Consider the following 17845-nt stretch of genomic DNA (forward strand, 5'->3'; position numbering starts at 1 on the left):
ACATGCACCTGGCACCCGTAGCGGCCGAGAACAGCGGCGAGGATGCCTCGGCCAGCGTCATGGAGCTGAACGCGGGAGCCAGCACCTGCTCGCTGGCCTCGGTTCCGGGGCAGACCGCGGCGGCTGTCGCCGCCCGGAGACGGCAGACGGAGCGCAAGCTGACTGACGTCGATGCGGCCATCGCCCAGTTGCGCCGCGAGCGCGGCCGGCTCACCGTGCGCGGCATCGCAGCACGCGCAGCCGTCTCCGCCACTTTCCTGTACGAGAACCCCGACGCCCGCGCCCGAGTCCAGGCAGCCATCGCGGACAGCAAGAGCCGCCACGACCGCGCCACCGCCGCCGAACACGAAGCCATCGAGGCCACCTGGCGGGAGCGGGCCCTCAACGCCGAAGCCGAGCTCACCGCGCACAAAAGGAGATCTTCGTTCAGCGGCAGCGCCTCGGCGAACTCATGGGCCACCTGCGGGACCTCAGTCAGACCGCACCCGGTGAATCCGTCGACGCCCTGGTCACCGAGAACACGAACCTCAAGCACCGTGTCCAGCAGCTCACCCGGGACCACCGACTGCTGCAGGAGCGACTCGAAGGAGCCCGGTCAAACCTGCGCTTCGCCGACAAACGAGTCACCGATCTTGAGATGCAGGTCCTGGAGCTCCAGCGGGCAGCCCCCCGGTAGCGACGGCCCGCAGGCCGGAAAGCGGCCCGGCTGACGTCCGTGGCATGCGCCCGTGTGACTGAGCGCGCTAGTTGGCCACTCTGAGCATCGCCATTGGCCACACGTCCTGACCTGCACTGTTAGTCGGTTTGCGGCGGTTTAGGCCCAATGCCGTTGCGTTATGGGCCTGCGGGTTGGGGTCTTGTGATGAGGATGGCTTGCGCGCCGGTGCGGGTGGGTTGTGGCTAGGCATGGTGTTCAGCGCGTTTGAGTCGGTAGTTGGACATCTTGCGCTTCACGACGCGGGGTTGGCTGCGCAGGCGTCTGGCGGGCAGGAGTCGTTCGAGAAGGTCCTGCTGGAGCATCACCAGGGCTCTGACCAAGAGGTCAGGGGGAAAAGCTGCCCGGCGTGACAGTCACACTGCGCCGGGCAGAGCGCAGAGTCTCGGTGAAGGAGACCCGGTCGGGGTCCAGGCCACGGGTGGCAGCCGTTCTCAGCATGAGTTCGCGCAGGGCGTGGTGGACCAGCAGATGCGCCCAGATCTGCTGACGGACACCATCGGGGGTCTTGCTGCTCAGTACGACCCGTGCGCCGCGCTGATAAGTCTTGATCTCGGCGAAGACGGACTCGACCTCCCGGCGTTCGCGGTAGAGCGCGGCCAGTTGCCGGGCTGGATGGCGTCGGGCGTCCAGCAGGGTCGTAACCAGCCGGTAGCCGTCAGCTGCACCCTCACTGACCTGGCCCTTTAAGCTGGTAGGCCAGGACCCGGACGGTGACCGGCTCATGCCGGGCGGGACCGCTGCCCGCCCGGATCTGTGACAGCCATGATCCGTCGCGGAACTGCTTGATGACCGGCAGGACGCGGTTGGCAGGCACCCGCCACAGCAGATCGGCGCCGGTGGCGGTGAAGGCCTGCCACAACGGGACACCGAGGAACTCACGGTCGGCCAGGACGAGCTGGCCCGGGCCAAGCGAGCGTGGCAGGCGGCCGGCCAGGGTGACTTCCCCGGTGCGGCAGCCGGCGAGTTCCGCATCCAGCACCGCATGGCTGCCCACCTCGACCAAGGCGGCCTGGCGGCCCTCGCGCAGTGGGTGGAGCGGGAAGGAGCGGACCGGCTGGTGCCGCGCGGCCACGCCGAGGAGATCACCGTCGACGGCGAGGCGGAGCCGGTGGTCGTCAAGCTGGGCGTGTGGGTGTCGAACACTAAGGCGAGGCGGGACAAGCTCACCGGAGACCAGCGGGCCGCGCTGGCCGCCCTCGGTCTGGATTGGGCTGCTTAAAGCCCGAGGCGGCCCCGGGGATGCCGCACTGAGATGCGCCGGTGGCGGGGGCGGGTTCCACTAGAAGGAGCGGCTGGAGGAGGACCGGTATGGGTATGGACAGAGTCTTCAACAGCCCTTGGACGCGGAAGCACGACGACCCCAGAACAGCTCACATCCCAGACGCCCCCACAATCGGCTATCCCCGGTCGCTGCCGGAACTGATCGAGCTGTGTCAGCACCGCCCGCCCGGCCGACGGCTGAAGGCGGCGGGCTCCCACTGGGCGCTCTCACAGGCGGCTGTCAGTGATGACACGTTCATCGAGACCAACGATCCGCGCAACGCTCACGTCGCCATGGCGCAGACTCTGCACAATGTCGTTCCCGGGTGCCTTAACAGTGGCTTCCTCAAGTCCAAACACGTTGCCGAGCAGAGGGGGCATCGGACGTATCTCTTCCATGTCGAGGCGGGGAAACGCATCTACCAGCTCTACGCGGAGATGGACCAGCTCATCGACGTCGGCGACAGTACGACGCTGGCTGGCGTAATGAACCATCGGTTCAACGACCCGCGGTACGGCGGCCCTTGGGCGTTCCATACGCTAGGTGGCGCCGGCGGGCAGACAGTAGTTGGAGCGCTGAGTACGGGAACGCACGGCGGGGACTGGGACCGCCCGCCGCTGGCCGATGCCGTGGTGGCCCTGCACCTCGTCACTGACGGCGGAAAGCACTACTGGATCGAGAGGGTCAACGGGGACGCCCCACCGCTCACCGACGACTTCCTGATGAGCCTGCAGTTCCGGGGCGAGGAACTGGGTGGGCCGGACAATTTCGAGATCATCCGCGACAACAACGTCTTGGACGCCGTCCTAGTGTCGGCCGGCCGGTTCGGCGTCATCTACTCGGTCGTGCTTATTGCCGTACCGCAATACGCGCTGCACGAACGACGTCGGCTGTCCGACTGGCAGGACATCAAGCAGCAGATCAAGGACCAGGAAGGGGAGCTCTACACGGATCCAGCGGGCGTGCAGCATGACCCGTCCCGGTTCCTGCAGATCGCCGTCTGCCTGACCCCGCACGATGGTTTCCACATGAACCGTGTCGGCATCACCAGGCGCTGGGAGGTGCCGCTGACAGCCGCCGTACCCGGGCGCGCGGAACGAGTAGGCGACATTGCGGGCTTCGACCCGCGGACCCAGTCACTGCTTTTCACGAACGCCGGCACCACTCACGCCTACACTCCCGACCCGGACCACCCCGGACAGGCGCAGGCGCCCTCGATGCTCGAACGCGCCTGCGCAGACAAGAGCTTCCTCAAAGGAGTGATCGAAGAGTCCATCCATGAGGTTGAGAACTTCGTGAAGAGCAACGGCGCGGTGGTGAGCGTGGGCATAGCCACCGTCGCTGCCGCTGGCGGGGCCGGCCTCCTTCTCCTGATCCCCGAACTATTTTTGATCCTCGCTGTCCTCGCGGCGATTCTGGACGCTTTTGACGATGACACCAGGCTCGGAGAGGCAATGGAGGGCATCAAGAACAAGCTGCTGGGGCCCGACGACCCGAACCCGCTGCGGCGAGCTGCAGGCGTCTTCACCTGGCAACTCATTGCCAACAAGGCGTTCTCCAGCCAGCAGGGCGACGAGGACTTCGACGCCATCAGCTATGCAGTGATGGACACCCACGACTACCTGGACGTGAGTTGCAACGTCAATGTCGACTCCGTCGAAGTGTTCTTCGATGCCTTCGACGACAAGGTGATCGCGTTCGTGGACGCGCTGATCGCCTACGAGACGATGCAGGAATTCCGCGGAAAGGCATTCGTGGGGTACGCGGCCTTGCGATTCTCGGCGCGGTCCAGCGCGCTGATCGGCATGCAGAAGTTCGACCGCACCTGTTCGGTGGAGGTGGCCTGTCTGCGGGACGTCAGCGGCAGCCAGGAACTCGTCGACTACGCCGTCGCCCTGGCCCGTAACCCGAACATGAACGCCATCCTGCACTGGGGCCAACGCAACGACTACGAGCGGCCAGAGGTGGAACGCATCTTCGGAGACAGTGCTCTGGAACCCGGCGGCAACCTCGGCTTCTGGCGCGAGGCACTTGCCCGAGTGACAGACAACGGTCGGCTGGACGGCTTCAGCAGCGCGTTCACCCGGCGTACGGGCCTGGAGGTCGTCACACCGCGCATCGGGACGTTCGGCGTCGAGCCGTCTACGGTCCCACTGGGTGGCACCGCGGACGTGCGGTGGGACTGCGCGAGAAACCCGCCGGGAACCAAGCTTCGCCTGGAGATCAGTTCTCCGAGCGGGGTGGTGGACCCCACCACCGCCATCCCAATCGCCGGCAGCCACGAGTTTCGCGCCGACCAGGCCGGCACGTACCGCGTCACGCTCGTCGCCACGCTCTCGGCCGTCGACGGCAGCGGGGAACGTACCGACCTGCAGACCGAGACTGTCACGACGCACTGATGGTCGCATGGTGTCGGTCAGTGCTCCAGGGATCCACCAGGTGCAGAGGTCCCCCATAGGCCAGGCCATGTGGCATCCGCCTTCCACCACCATCATCGCCCGCATCCGCATCCTGAGTCGAAATACCTGTCGGTCTAGACAGTTCTCATAAGGGGAATTCGTGAGGTCGTGTTCTTATGGCAGAGACATTGTACGGGCCATTCCGCGTGGTTTTGGACACCGCCGACTCATTTCCCTTGCAACGGGTTATAATAACTGGATCGAGTAATGCAGATGGGGTCTATGAACTCAATATCGACCATCCCCCCCTGGATCTCGTGGTGAAAGGCGACAAGTGGTCGGTCGAGGTGCAGTTCCTCAAATCTTTCCCGCGCAGCGAGTGGATAACTTCCCCTTTCGTTCATTCCACGGCATTCGTGCTCGAAGAGGGGCTTATCGTCGATCTCGAATCAGGTCAGCTCGGTTCTCCGTCCCTGGGTGATGGTTTCCACCCCAGCATCCGGTTGATCTGCAGGTCCCTCGACCCTGCTACGAATCCAATCCCCTCCAAGAACCCCTACGATTTCACTGTTCCGGAGCGGTGAAGCGTCGCCTAAGATCCAAGGCCGTTGCGTTATGGGCCTGCGGGTTGGGGTCTTGTGATGAGGATGGCTTGCGCGCCGGTGCGGGTGGGTTGTGGCCAGGCATGGTGTTCAGCGCGTTTGAGTCGGTAGTTGGACATCTTGCGCTTCACGACGCGGGGCTGGCTGCGCAGGCGTCTGGCGGGCAGGAGTCGTTCGAGAAGGTCCTGCTGGAGCATCACCAGGGCTCTGACCAAGAGGTCAGGGGGAAAAGCTGCCCGGCGTGACAGTCACGGCCCGACAACTGGATGCGCATGGCCACCGGCCAGGGCCGGAAGGGTACCCGCGAGTACTACTGGTCCATGATCGACATCCGCCCGGAAGACACTCCGGACGGGCACGAGGCCGGGACGTCCGCACTGATCGTCCGCAGGCACCGCTACACCCACGAGACATCGTTCTACCTCTGCCACCACCAACAGCCTTTCACGCTCGCGAAGCTGATCGAGGTGATCTGCCGCCGCTGGGGTGTCGAGGAAGCATTTCAGCTGGGGAAGTCCTTCGTCGGTCTCGACCAGGGCCAGGTGACCTGCTGGAACTCCTGGCACCGCTGGTCACTGTTCTCGATGATCGCCGCGATCGTCCTCACACTGACCCGGGCCGCCACCGCGGCCCGCACCGCACCCGACTGGCCCCCCGACCTCGCCCAGGTCTCCTGCCCCGAACTCCTCAAGCTGCTACGCGCGTCAGCCCTGCCACACCCGGCCCGGGACAGTGACCACGTGGTGTTCTGGTCCGCCTGGCGACTCCACCATCAGGCCGTCGCCCAAACCTGCCACCGACAACGCCACCACCGCCACGACCAAATCTGACCAGGGAAAACGCATCGGCATCACGATCTACGGCTGCCGTAGCAGTGGCACCTCTCGGCAGAGTGACCTGACACAGCCTCCACCACCCGTCGCAGAACATCACGCCACGCAAACCCCCAGATCAAGGCCGACCCGGTCACCTCAGTGGTCGGTAAAGAACGGTTCCTGTCCGAGCGGCGCACCTCCCTGCCGGACATCGACATCGACGTGGAATCTGCTCGCCGCCTGGAGGTCTACGACCGCATCATCGAACGCTTCGGCAGCGACCGCGTCGCCGTCACCGCCATGCCGGAGACCTACCGCGCCCGCCACGCCCTGCGCGACACCGGCATGGCCCTGGGCATCGCACCCCACCTCGTCGACCAGATCGCCAAAGCCTTCCCCCACATCCGCGCCGGACCGTGGCGATTCGCCCTCCTGCCCGGGCTGTCACAGCAGGTAGGCACGGCGGTCCGCTTGCCAGTCGAGGAACCGGGCGTAGACGTCCAGAAGCCCGCGCAACACGCCTCCCGCCGCCCCAGAAGGATCAGCGTCGGCCACAGTCACGGCTTCCCCCGGGTGATACGGACGGACGGCTGAGTTCCGACCTCAACGGGATTCTAGGGTAATTCGGGTATCACCAGTCATACGGTCGTCCTTGATTTCCGAAGGAGCCGAGGTGGTGACCATGCACGACCAGAGCCCGCTGCGAGCCGAGACTTGGCCGATGTCTCGGACCTGCCCGTTCTCCCTGCCGCCGGACTACGCCAGCCTGCGCGAGCACCCCGGCCTGCCCAGGCTGACGGGCCCGAGCGGACGCACCGTGTTCGTTGCCGCACGCCATGAAGACGTCCGCGCTGTGCTCGGCGACGCCCGGTTCAGCTCCGACCGCTCGCACCCGGACTTCCCGTGGATGCGCGTCGGCGAGACCGTGTTCCCCGGCTTCAGGCCCTCGCTGATCGAGATGGACCCACCCGAGCACGGCCCCGCCCGTCGGGCGGTCGCCGGCGAGTTCGCCATCCGCCGCATGCGAGAACTGCGCCCCAAGGTCCAGTGCATCGTGGACGGTCTGCTCGACGATGTGCTGGCCGGCGCCGGGCCCGCCGACCTGGTGTCCGCGCTGGCCGTGCCGATGTCCGGTCTGGTGCTGTGTGAGCTGCTCGGCATCCCGACCGGTGACCGGCAGGAGCTCACCACCAACACCACGGTGCTGACGGCCCACGACTCCGCTGATGCGGATCGCGTCGAGTCCTTCCGCTCTCTGATCGCGTATTTCGACGCGCTGTGTGCCACCAAGATGACCGAGCGGCCCGAGGACCTGCTGGGCAGGCTGGCGGGCCACCAGCTCTTCAGCGGTGGCGAGAGCCGCTGGGCCATGGTCGAACTGTGCATACTCCTGGTCGTCGCGGGCCTGGAGACCACCGCCACGATGACCGCACTCGGGGTCCTGGCTCTCCTCGAACACCCCGACCAGCTCGCCCTCCTCACCGCTGACCCGGGCCTGACCCCGGCGGCGGTGGAGGAACTGCTGAGGTTTTTCTCCGTCGCCGAGCTGGCCCTGATGCGCCGTGCCACGGCGGACGTCGAGATCGGCGGCACTCTGGTACGGACGGGTGAGGGCGTCGCCGCCCTGGCCGCCGCCGCCAACCGCGACCCCGCGGCCTTCGCCGACCCGGACACGTTCGATGTCACCAGGGACAATCGCAGGCACCTGGCTTTTGGCTGGGGACCGCACCAGTGCCTCGGCAAGAATCTGGCCCGGCTGGAGCTGCGCATCGTCCTCGACACTCTGTTCCGGCGCATCCCCACTCTCCGCCTGGCCACGCCACGCGACGAACTGCGCTACGTCAACGGCTCCGCGTTCTCGGTATCGGCACTCCCGGTCACTTGGTGACGGAGACAAAAAGCGCCGGCCGTCAGCCATGCGTTTACCGAGTTGCGGGAGAGGCAGTTCGTTTCGTGCCGGTCAAATTTGGGCGGGGGTATGGGCCGCGCCGCGTTTTCCGGACAAAGAGCTTGTGGTGATGGCAATTCATGTGGCGGCCTGCTCGTTCAGGTGCATTTCCATGACTTGTTGTGCAATCTGATATTTGAGTTCCGGGTAGGGGCGAGTCGTCCTGCTGCCCGGTAATCGAGCGGCGCCACTGGTCGAACTCGTGGCCTGCGGTTTTGGCCGTTCTCCGCGGCTGGCCCGGCGACGGTCAAAGGGAGTGCTCGCCTGGGGATGGCCGGTGCGACGGAATGGTTGCCTCGCTTTTGGCGGGTAGCGGAATTCGGCGGGATCCGCTAAGCGTCGCGGTAGTGGTAGAAATTCTTGACAACAGGCCGAAGTTTCTAGTGAAAGCCCCAGATTTTGGTCGGTTGGAGGTGTTGTGTGGAATGAGTCTGGGCGCTAATCATGTTGATGCACCTCGATTTATCGGCGTTTGGTTAGATGGCCGCGAGTTCGGTGAATTATTTTGCGTCCATGGTAGCCGACAAAGTCCAAACTTCTCTGGGAGGGCACCGGATGCCGGGCGAACCGATTGCGATTGTGGGAATGGCGTGCCGCTACCCGGGCGGAATAGCCGCCCCGGAAGGGCTCTGGCAGGTGGCCAGGGACGGGATCGACGCGATCGGCGAGTTACCGGACGACCGGGGCTGGGACCTGGCGGCCCTCTACGATCCCGACCCGGACCGGCCCGGTACCTCCTACGCCCGGCACGGCGGCTTCCTCTACGACGCCGGCCATTTCGACGCCGAGTTCTTCGGGCTCTCCGCCCGCGAGGCGTTGACCACCGATCCGCAGCAGCGCCTCCTGCTCACGACGGCGTGGGAGGCCCTGGAGAACGCGGCCATCGATCCCACCTCGCTGCGGGGCAGCCGTACTGCCGTGTTCGCCGGCTCGATGATGCACGACTACGCGCCCCGGGTGCATACCGTCCCGGACGGGCTGGAGGGGTACCTGATCACCGGGAACACCTCCAGCGTGGTGTCCGGCCGAGTGGCCTACGTGCTCGGCCTCACCGGCCCCGCGGTCACGGTGGACACCGGCTGCTCCTCGTCGTTGGTGACCACTCATCTCGCGGTGCAGTCGCTGCGTCTCGGCGAGTGTGACCTGGCCCTGTCCGGCGGGGTGACGGTGATGGCGACCCCGGAGATGTTCGTGGAGTTCTCGCGGCTGCGGGGCCTCGCCCCGGACGGCCGGTGCAAGCCGTTCTCCGTGACGGCGGACGGTACGGCCTGGTCCGAGGGCGTCGGAATGCTGGTGCTGGAACGGCTCTCCGACGCCCTGCGCCAGGGGCACACCGTGCACGCGCTGGTGCGCGGCACCGCGGTCAACTCGGACGGGGCCTCCAACGGGCTCTCCGCACCCAGCGGGCCGGCTCAGGAACGGGTGCTGCGGGCGGCGCTGGCCGACGCCGGACTGTCCGAGGCGGACGTCGACGCGGTGGAGGCGCACGGCACGGGCACCACGCTCGGCGACCCGATCGAGGCACGGGCGCTGCTGGCGGTGCACGGCCCGCAGCGGGCGCGCTCGCTGCTGGTGGGGTCGGTCAAGTCGAACATCGGGCACACGCAGGCCGCTGCCGGGGTGGCGGGCATCCTGAAGATGGTGCACGCCATGCGCGACGGCGTGCTGCCGCGCATCCTGCACCTGACCGAGCCCAGCCCGCACGTGGACTGGGAGTCCGGCAGGGTCACCCCGCTCGCGGAGGACACGCCGTGGCCGGAGACCGGACTCCCGCGCCGGGCCGGGGTGTCCTCGTTCGGCATCAGCGGCACCAATTCCCATGTGATCCTGGAACAGGCGCCGGAACCCGCGCCCGCCGCGGCACCGCGACCGGCGTCCGCGGTGCCGCTGCTGCTGTCCGCACGGTCGGCGGAGGCGCTGCGGGAGCAGGCCGGCCGGCTGGCCGAGCGGCTCCGCCCAGACCGGGTCGGCCTGCTGGACGCCGGATTCACGCTGGCGACCGGCCGGGCCAGGTTCGAGCACCGGGCCGCCGTCGTCGGCCGGGACCGGGACTCGTTGGTGCACGGACTGGACGCGCTCGCCGAGGGCGGTTCGGCACCGGGCACGGTCGTCGGGTCACCCTGCCGGGACACCAGGCCGGTGCTGTTGTTCCCCGGCCAGGGCACGCAGTGGACCGGGATGGCCACGGAACTGCTGGAGTCCAGCCCGGTCTTCGCCGGGCACATGGCGGCCTGTCAGGACGCGATGGCGCCGTACGTGGACTGGAACCTGGGCGACGTGCTCACCGACGCGGACGCGCTGCTCCGGGTGGACGTGGTGCAGCCCGCGCTGTGGGCGGTCATGGTGTCGCTGGCCGGGCTCTGGCGGGCACACGGGGTGCGGCCGGCCGCGGTGGTGGGCCATTCCCAGGGCGAGATCGCGGCCGCGACCGTAGCCGGCGCGCTGTCCCTGGACGACGGGGCGCGGATCGTCACGCTGCGCAGCCGGGCATTGCGGGCGCTCTCCGGTACGGGCCGGATGCTGTCGGTGGGGCTGCCGAGAGCGGCGGTCGAAGAGTCGATGGCCCGCTGGGGCGAGGATCTCTCGGTGGCCGCGGTCAACGGGCCGCGCGCGACGGTGGTCTCGGGCGCCGTCCAGGCGGTCGAACAGTTCGCCGCCGCACTGGTCGCCGAGGACAAACGGGCGAGACTGTTGCCGGTGGACTACGCCTCGCATTCGGCGCAGGTCGAACTGCTGCGTGCGGAGCTGCGCGAACTGCTGGCGCCGGTGACTCCGATGGCGGCCGAGGTTCCCTTCCACTCGACCGTGACCGGCGGTCCGGTGGACACCACCGGGCTGGACGCGGACTACTGGTACCGCAACCTGCGCGCCACGGTCGAGTTCGAGGCGACGGTGCGCGGGCTGGTCGCCGCCGGGCACACCACGTTCCTGGAGTCGAGCCCGCATCCGGTGCTCGCCGGCGGCGTGCGGCAGATCCTCAGTAACTACCAGGAGGACCACGACGGGGGCGGCGTGGTGCTGGAGACCCTGAAACGGGACGACGGTGGTGCCGACCGCTTCCTGCTGGCGGTGACCGAGGCAGCCGTGCACGGTGTGGACGTGCACTGGAACGGGCTGTTCGACGACGCCCGGAGTGTGGAGCTGCCGACCTACCCGTTCCGCCGGCAGCGGTACTGGATGCTGCCCACCGCCGCCTCCGGGCCCGTTGCCGGGCATCCGATGCTGGACTCGGTGGTCCAGCTCGCCGGCGGTGGCCTGGTCGCCACCTGTCGGCTCTCTCTCACCCGGCACCCCTGGCTGGCCGAGCACGAGGTGCGCGGCACCGTGCTGCTGCCCGGGGCCGCGTTCGTCGAACTGGCGCTGCACGCGGGTGAGCGGGCGGGGCTGCCGATGCTGGACGAGCTGGTGCTGGAGAGCCCGCTGGTGCTGCCCGAGCGGGGCGAGACCGAGTTGCAGATCGCGATCGGCGAGACGGATCCGGGCACGCTGGCGATGTACGCCCGGTCCGCGCCGGACGCGCCGTGGACCCGGTACGCGACGGGGACGCTCCGGGCCGCGGGGTCCGGCGGCGCGACCCTGACGGAGTGGCCGCCGGCCGGTGCCGAGGAGATCGACCTCGACGGCGAGTACGCACAGCTCGACGAGCGAGGTTACGAGTACGGGCCGGCCTTCCAGGGGTTGCGGCGGGCCTGGCGGCTCGGTGCGGAGCGCTGGGCCGAGGTCGAGCTGCCGGTCGATCCCGGGCGGTTCGGCCTGCACCCGGCCCTGCTCGACGCCGCATTGCACCCGCTGCTGCTGGATGCGGGGGACGCGCCGGTGAGGTTGCCGTTCTCCTGGAGCGGGGTCGCACTCCATGCGGTCGGGGCCACAGCATTGCGGGTGCGGCTGACTCCGCAGGGCAACGACTCGTTCGCCGTGGCGCTCGCCGACGCGGCGGGGGAAGCGGTGGCCACGATCAGCGCGCTCGCGCTCCGGCCCGTGGGGCCTGTGCGGTCGGGGACGGCGGGCGTGGACCGGGCGCTGCACCGGCTGGACTGGGTGCCGGTTGCGCGGCGGCCCACCCCGGCGATCGTGGACGCGCCGATCGTGGACGTGGCCGGCCCCGAGGAAGCACTGGCGCGGGTCCGCGAGTTTTTGGGCACCGACGACGAGAAGGCGACGGACGGGCCCTTGATCGTGCGGACCCGTGGTGCGGTCGCGATCGCCCCGGAGGACGACCAGGACCCCGACGCCGCGGCGGTCTGGGGCTTGGTCCGCACGGCACGCACCGAACATCCCGGCCGGTTCGTGCTGGTCGACCTGGACCGCCCTGGCGACCCCGAGGACGCCGACTCCGCCCTGGAGCTGGCGTTGGGCACCGGTGAGCCGGAGATCGCCATCCGGGGCGGGCAGGCGTTCGCGCCGCGGCTGGCTCGGGTAACGCGGACGGGGGACCGGCCCGCCCTCGCCGGAGGCACGGTGTTGATCACCGGCGGGACCGGCGTACTCGGCCGGGAGTTGGCCCGGCACCTGGTCACCGAGCACGGGGTGCGGCACCTGGTGTTGGCGGGGCGGCGGGGCGGCGCGGCGGCGCTCGAGTCCGGTCTCGAGGACCTGACCGGCACCGCCGAGATCACGGTCGTGGCATGCGACGTCGCCGACCGGGCCGCCCTCGCCGAGCTGCTGGCGGCGATCCCCGCGCACCGCCCGCTGACCGCGGTGATCCACGCCGCCGGGGTGCTGGACGACGGCACGGTGCGCTCCCTCACCGCCGAACGGCTCAACGCGGTGCTGCGACCGAAAGTCGAGGGCGCGCGCAACCTGCACGAACTGACCGAACACCTCGGCCTGGCCGCGTTCGTGCTGTTCTCCTCCGTAGCCGGTGTCCTCGGCACGCCGGGGCAGGCGAATTACGCGGCCGCCAACGCGTGGCTGGACGGGCTGGCGCAGCACCGCCGCTCGCGGGGACTGCCCGCTTCGTCGATGGCGTGGGGACTTTGGGCGCAGGACACCGGCATGACCGGGCGGCTGGGCGACACCGACCGGGCCCGGCTGCGGCGAACCGGGCTCGTGCCGATGTCCCGCGAACACGGGCTCGCACTGTTCGACGCGGCGCTGGGCACCGACCTGGCGTGCTCCGTGCCCGCCCGTTTCGACCTGGCCAACGTGCGTGCGGCAGGCCCGGAGCGGGCTCCGGTGTGGGCCGGGCTGCTCGGCGTCCGGCGGAGCGCGGCCCGGCCGGCCGCCGTGGCCGCGGCGCCCGTGTTCGTCTCCGGTGGCGAGCGGTCGGTGCTCGATCTCGTGCTGGCCACGGTGGGCTCCGTGCTCGGCGTAGAGCGCCGGGTGGACCCGGCGCGGGCGTTCCGCGACATCGGCTTCGACTCGCTGTCCGGGGTGGAGCTGCGTAACCGGCTCACCGCCGCGACCGGGGTGCGGCTCCCCGCGACCGCGGTGTTCGACCACCCCACCCCCACGGCCCTGGCCGGGTACCTGTCCGGGCAGCTCCCCGGCGCGGTACCCGGCGGCCGGACACCGGTCGCCGGGCCCGGCCCGCACGACATGGACGACCCGGTGGTGCTGGTCGGCGCGAGCTGCCGCTTTCCCGGCGGGGTGTCCACCATGGACGAGCTGTGGGCGCTGCTGGCCGCCGGGCGGGACGCGATCACCGAGTTCCCGGCAGATCGCGGCTGGAACCTGGACGAGGTCTACCACCCGGAGCCGGGCCGTGGCGGGCGCAGCTACGTGCGGCACGGCGGCTTCCTGGATGGGATCGCCGAGTTCGACAACGGCTTCTTCGGCGTCGCCCCGGCCGAGGCGGTCTCGATGGACCCGCAGCAGCGCATCCTGCTGGAACTGGCCTGGCACGCGCTGGAAGACGCCGGGATCGACCCGACCGCGTTGCGGGGCACCCGCACCGGTGTCTACCTCGGGCTGATGGGCAACGACTATGCGCGCCGCGCGCACCGGACGCCCGAGGACCTCACCGGCGACGTTTCGATCGGCAACGCGGGCAGCGTCGCGTCGGGGCGGCTGGCCTACACGTTCGGCTTCCACGGCCCGGCGATCACGGTGGACACGGCGTGTTCCTCCGCGCTGGTGGCGATGCACCAGGCCGCGCAGGCGCTGCGGGCCGGTGAGTGCACGGTCGCGCTGGCGGGTGGCATCACGGTGCTCACCACGCCGACGCTGTTCGTGGAGTTCTCCCAGGTGGGGGTGCTCGCCCCGGATGGCCGGTGCAAACCGTTCGACGCGGCCGCGGAGGGCACCGCGTGGAGCGAGGGCGCCGGCCTGCTGGTGATGGAGCGGCTTTCCACCGCGCGCGAACGGGGCCACCGGGTGCTCGCCGTGCTGCGCGGCTCGGCACTCAACTCCGACGGCGCGTCCAACGGGCTGACCGCGCCGAACGGATCGGCCCAGCAGCGGGTGATCCGGGACGCGTTGGCCGTCGCGGGCCTGGCGCCCGGCGAGGTGGACGCGGTGGAGGCGCACGGCACCGGCACCCCACTCGGCGACCCGATCGAGGCCACCGCGCTGCTGGCAACCTACGGGCAGGACCGGGCGCGGCCCGTGCTGGTCGGGTCCGCGAAGTCCAACCTCGGGCACACCCAGGCCGCGGCGGGCTTGGCGGGTGTGCTCAAGATGGTGCTGGCCATGCGCCACGGCCGGTTGCCCGCGACCCTGCACTTGAATGTCCCGAGCCCGCACGTGAACTGGGACGACGGCGCGGTGCGGTTGCTGGACGAGCCGATGGACTGGCCGCGCGTGGGCCGTCCGCGCCGGGCGGCGGTGTCCTCGTTCAGCCTCAGCGGCACCAACGCGCACGTGATCCTGGAGGAACCCGAGCCCGAGCCCGAGCCCGATCCCGAGCCCGATCCCGAGCCCAAGCCCGAACCGGAGCCGGCGACCGCCGCGGCTCCGCCGCTGATCCCGTGGGTGCTCTCCGCGGCCACCCCGGAGGCGCTGCCCGCGCAGGCCGAGGCCCTGCTCCGCCGACTGACCGACGAGGACGGGAACGGCTCGCCGTCCGCGCTGGACGTGGCGTACTCGCTGGCCACCACGCGGGCCCGGCTGCCTGCCCGCACAGTCGTGCTCGGCACGAACACCGGCGAGCTGACCGCCGCGCTGCGAGCCGGGACCGGCAGTACCGGAGTGGCGGCCGACGGCGCGACCGCGTTCCTGTTCCCCGGCCAGGGCGTGCAGTACGCGGACATGGCCACGTCGCTCCGAGACCGGGTACCGGTGTTCGCGGCGGCCCTCCAGGAGATCGCCGCCGAGCTGGACCCGCTGCTGGACCGGCCGCTCGCCGAGATCCTCCGGGACGGACCCGGTGAACGCACCGACCATGCGCAGGCCGCGGTGTTCGCGGTTCAGGTGGCGGTGTTCCGGCTGCTCACCACGATGGGGGTGCGGCCGGACGCGGTGGCCGGGCACTCGGTCGGCGAACTCGCCGCAGCGCACGCCGCGGGCGTGTTCTCGCTGGCCGACGCCTGCACACTGGTGGCCGAGCGCGGGCGGCTGATGCGCGAACTCGGTGGCGAGGGCGCGATGGTGGCGGTCCAGGTACCGGAAGCCGACGTGCCGGAACTGCTACGCGGCCGCGAGGACCGGGTGGCGCTGGCCGCGGTGAACGGGCCCGCCTCGGTGGTGCTCGCCGGGGACGCGGACGCGGTGCGGGAGATCTCGCAGCGGGTGGCCCACGTGCACCGCCTGGCGGTGCGGCACGCGTTTCACTCCCACCACATGGACCCGGTTCTGGACCCCTTGCGGGAGGTGCTGGCCGGACTGGACTTCCGGACACCGGTGATTCCGGTCGTGTCCTCGTTGACCGGCGCACGGGTCACCGAAGAGCTTCGTGACCCGGAGTACTGGGTCCGGCATGCGCGGGAACCGGTGCGCTTCCACGACTGCCTGCGCGCTCTGGACGCGGCGGGCACCACCACCTACCTGGAGCTGGGACCGGGCGCGACGCTCAGCGCGCTCGGCCAGGAGGCGCTGGGCGGGGACGGTTTCCTGCCGGTGCTACGGCAGGACGCCGACGAGGTGCACGGCCTGCTGACGGCGTTGGCGACCGCGCACACCCGGGGGATCGACGTGGACTGGGCGGCCTGGTGCGCGGGCGGGCGGGCGGTGCCACTGCCCGGCTACGCGTTCACCCGGCAGCGGTTCTGGCTGCCCGACGACGACGGGGCCCCCGCCGACCCTCTGCTGCACGGTGTCGAGTGGCCGCTGCTGCCCGTCCCCGGCCCGGTCGCCGACGCGCCGGGGCCGTGGCTGGTGGTGGCCCCGCCGGGCGCGGACTGGGACCGGCTCACCGAGGACGTGGCGGGCGTGCTGGGCGAAGGGACCCGCACCGTGCGCGGCGACGCCGTGGACGGCGAGCACTGGGACCGGCTGCTGCCCGACCTGCCGGGCGGCGGCATCGTGTCCCTCCTGGCGATGGCCGAGGGCTCGGACACGCCGCGGGTGCCGACCGGCCTGGCCGCCACCCTGGCACTGCTTCGGGCGCTGCTGTCCAGAGGCGCGGATACGCCCCTGTGGTCGATCACCAGCGGCGCCGTGCGGGCTGACACGGCGGACACCGTGCCGAATCCGGAGCAGGCCGCCGTGTGCGGGTTGGTCCGGGCCGCGGGCATGGAAGCGCCCCGGCTGCACGGCGGCCTGGTGGACCTGCCGCTGCGACCGGCCGTGGGGGACCTGGCCGCGCTGCCCGCCGCGCTGGCTGCCAGAGACGAGATCGCGATCCGGGACGGGCTGCTGTACGCCAGGCGACTGGTCCCGGTGCCCCGCACCGAACCCGCCACGACGGAGCCCATCGGCACCGTGCTGATCACCGGGGGCCTGGGCGGCATCGGCGCGCACGTCGCCCGCCGGCTGGCGGCCCGGGGCGCGGACCGCCTGCTGCTGGTCGGCCGCCGGGGCGTGGACACCCCTGGCGCGACGGAACTGCGCGCCGAACTCACCGCGCTGGGTACCGAGGTCGAAATCGCCGGCTGCGACGTGGCGGACCGCGAGGCGCTGGCCGGGCTGCTCGCCGGGCGGTCGCTCACCGGTGTGGTGCACGCCGCCGGAGTGCTTGACGACGGGGTGCTGGAGGCGCTGTCCGAGGCCCGGCTGGCGCGTGTGTTCGCGGCGAAGGCGGATGGCGCGCGGTTCCTGCACGAGCTGACCGCCGGCCATCCGCTGCGCTTCTTCGTGCTGTGCTCCTCGCTGGCCGGCACCGCAGGCTCGCCGGGGCAGGGCAACTACGCCGCGGCCAACGCCGTCGTGGAAGCGCTGGCAGCCCATCGACAGGCCGGCGGCCTGCCCGCGACGAGCCTGGCTTGGGGCCCCTGGCTGGACACCGGGATGACCACGTCCTGGCCTGTCGGCTCGCGGTCGGACAGTGGCGCCACGCCGATGCCCGCCGACCGGGCGCTGGACGCGCTGGAGCGGGCACTGTCCGGCGGTGCGGCGCAGTACGTGGTCGGTGCCGTGGACTGGCCGCGGTTCGCCGCCGCACGGCCAGGGCGCCTGTGCTCCGGACTGCCAGGTGTGGGCGCGGACACCGGGCCCGAACCCGCGAGCGCGTTGCGGGAACGGCTGGCGGCCACCGCGCCGCAGCGGCGGTCGTCGGTGCTGCTGGAGCTGGTCACCGCCCGGGTCGCCGTCGTTTCGGGCCGGCCGGCCGGAAACCTGGACGCGCACCGGCCGTTCCAGGAGCTGGGCCTGGACTCGCTGGCCGGGGTCCGGCTGCGCAACCTGATCGGCGCGGACACCGGAGTGCCGCTGGCGGCCTCCGCGGTCTACGACCATCCCACCGCCGCCGCGCTGGCCCGGTACCTCGGCGACGCGCTCGGTGTCGACGAGGGCGACCCGGCCGAGCGGGTCGTGCTGGACCGCCTGAGGGAGCTGGAGGCAGCCCTGCTCCGGCGGCGTCCGTCCGTGCCCGTCCCCGAGGTGATCACTACGACACTGCGGCGACTGCTGCGCAGCCAGGAAGACGGCACCGCCGATGAGCGGGCCGCGGTGCCCGACCTGAGCGGCGCCACGGACGACGAGATGTTCACGCTGATCGACGGAGTGCTCGACGACGCGAAATCGGACACCGGTCGCACTGCCGGCCGTGCCACGGAGAGGAGCTAGC

The 17845-nt window shown here is 70.4% G+C and carries 8 protein-coding genes and 2 pseudogenes; 8 read left to right on the forward strand and 2 right to left on the reverse strand.

Annotated elements, in window-relative coordinates:
• Positions 1 to 2 precede the first annotated feature (2 nt).
• On the forward strand, positions 3 to 710 hold the full coding sequence (locus ACZ4S3_RS37290; protein WP_467942908.1) for a DUF6262 family protein: 708 nt from the start codon (positions 3 to 5) through the stop codon (positions 708 to 710).
• A 332-nt stretch (positions 711 to 1042) separates the two neighbouring features.
• Here the strand turns inward: ACZ4S3_RS37290 and ACZ4S3_RS37295 are convergent, their stop codons facing one another.
• Entirely contained in the window at positions 1043 to 1441 is a 399-nt protein-coding gene (locus ACZ4S3_RS37295) for a transposase (RefSeq protein WP_467942910.1), read from the reverse strand.
• Complete coding sequence (locus ACZ4S3_RS37300) at positions 1386 to 1697, reverse strand: hypothetical protein (RefSeq protein ID WP_467942912.1); 312 nt, start codon at positions 1695 to 1697, stop codon at positions 1386 to 1388. Before ACZ4S3_RS37300 ends, ACZ4S3_RS37295 begins: the two co-directional genes overlap by 56 nt.
• Before the next feature lie 21 nt (positions 1698 to 1718).
• Here ACZ4S3_RS37300 and ACZ4S3_RS37305 point away from each other — a divergent pair.
• From ACZ4S3_RS37305 to ACZ4S3_RS37335, 7 genes and pseudogenes are all read left to right on the forward strand, one after another.
• Positions 1719 to 1937 (forward strand): annotated as a pseudogene (locus ACZ4S3_RS37305) (helicase associated domain-containing protein); the annotation flags it as partial.
• Positions 1938 to 2026: 89 nt separating this feature from the next.
• On the forward strand, positions 2027 to 4378 hold the full coding sequence (locus tag ACZ4S3_RS37310; protein WP_467942913.1) for a hypothetical protein: 2352 nt from the start codon (positions 2027 to 2029) through the stop codon (positions 4376 to 4378).
• Positions 4379 to 4554: 176 nt separating this feature from the next.
• Positions 4555 to 4962, forward strand: coding sequence for a hypothetical protein (locus tag ACZ4S3_RS37315; protein WP_467942914.1), 408 nt, complete (start codon positions 4555 to 4557; stop codon positions 4960 to 4962).
• Between the two features lie 290 nt (positions 4963 to 5252).
• On the forward strand, positions 5253 to 5810 hold the full coding sequence (locus ACZ4S3_RS37320) for a hypothetical protein (RefSeq protein WP_467942916.1): 558 nt from the start codon (positions 5253 to 5255) through the stop codon (positions 5808 to 5810).
• Positions 5811 to 5936: 126 nt separating this feature from the next.
• Positions 5937 to 6260 (forward strand): annotated as a pseudogene (locus ACZ4S3_RS37325) (DNA polymerase III subunit alpha); the annotation flags it as partial.
• A gap of 256 nt (positions 6261 to 6516) precedes the next feature.
• On the forward strand, positions 6517 to 7683 hold the full coding sequence (locus ACZ4S3_RS37330; RefSeq protein ID WP_467942917.1) for a cytochrome P450: 1167 nt from the start codon (positions 6517 to 6519) through the stop codon (positions 7681 to 7683).
• 639 nt (positions 7684 to 8322) lie between these two features.
• Positions 8323 to 17844, forward strand: a complete 9522-nt coding sequence (locus ACZ4S3_RS37335; protein WP_467942987.1) for an SDR family NAD(P)-dependent oxidoreductase — start codon at positions 8323 to 8325, stop codon at positions 17842 to 17844.
• The last annotated feature ends 1 nt before the right edge of the window (position 17845 follow it).

The sequence above is a fragment of the Streptomyces sp. NPDC028368 genome, from assembly GCF_055565615.1.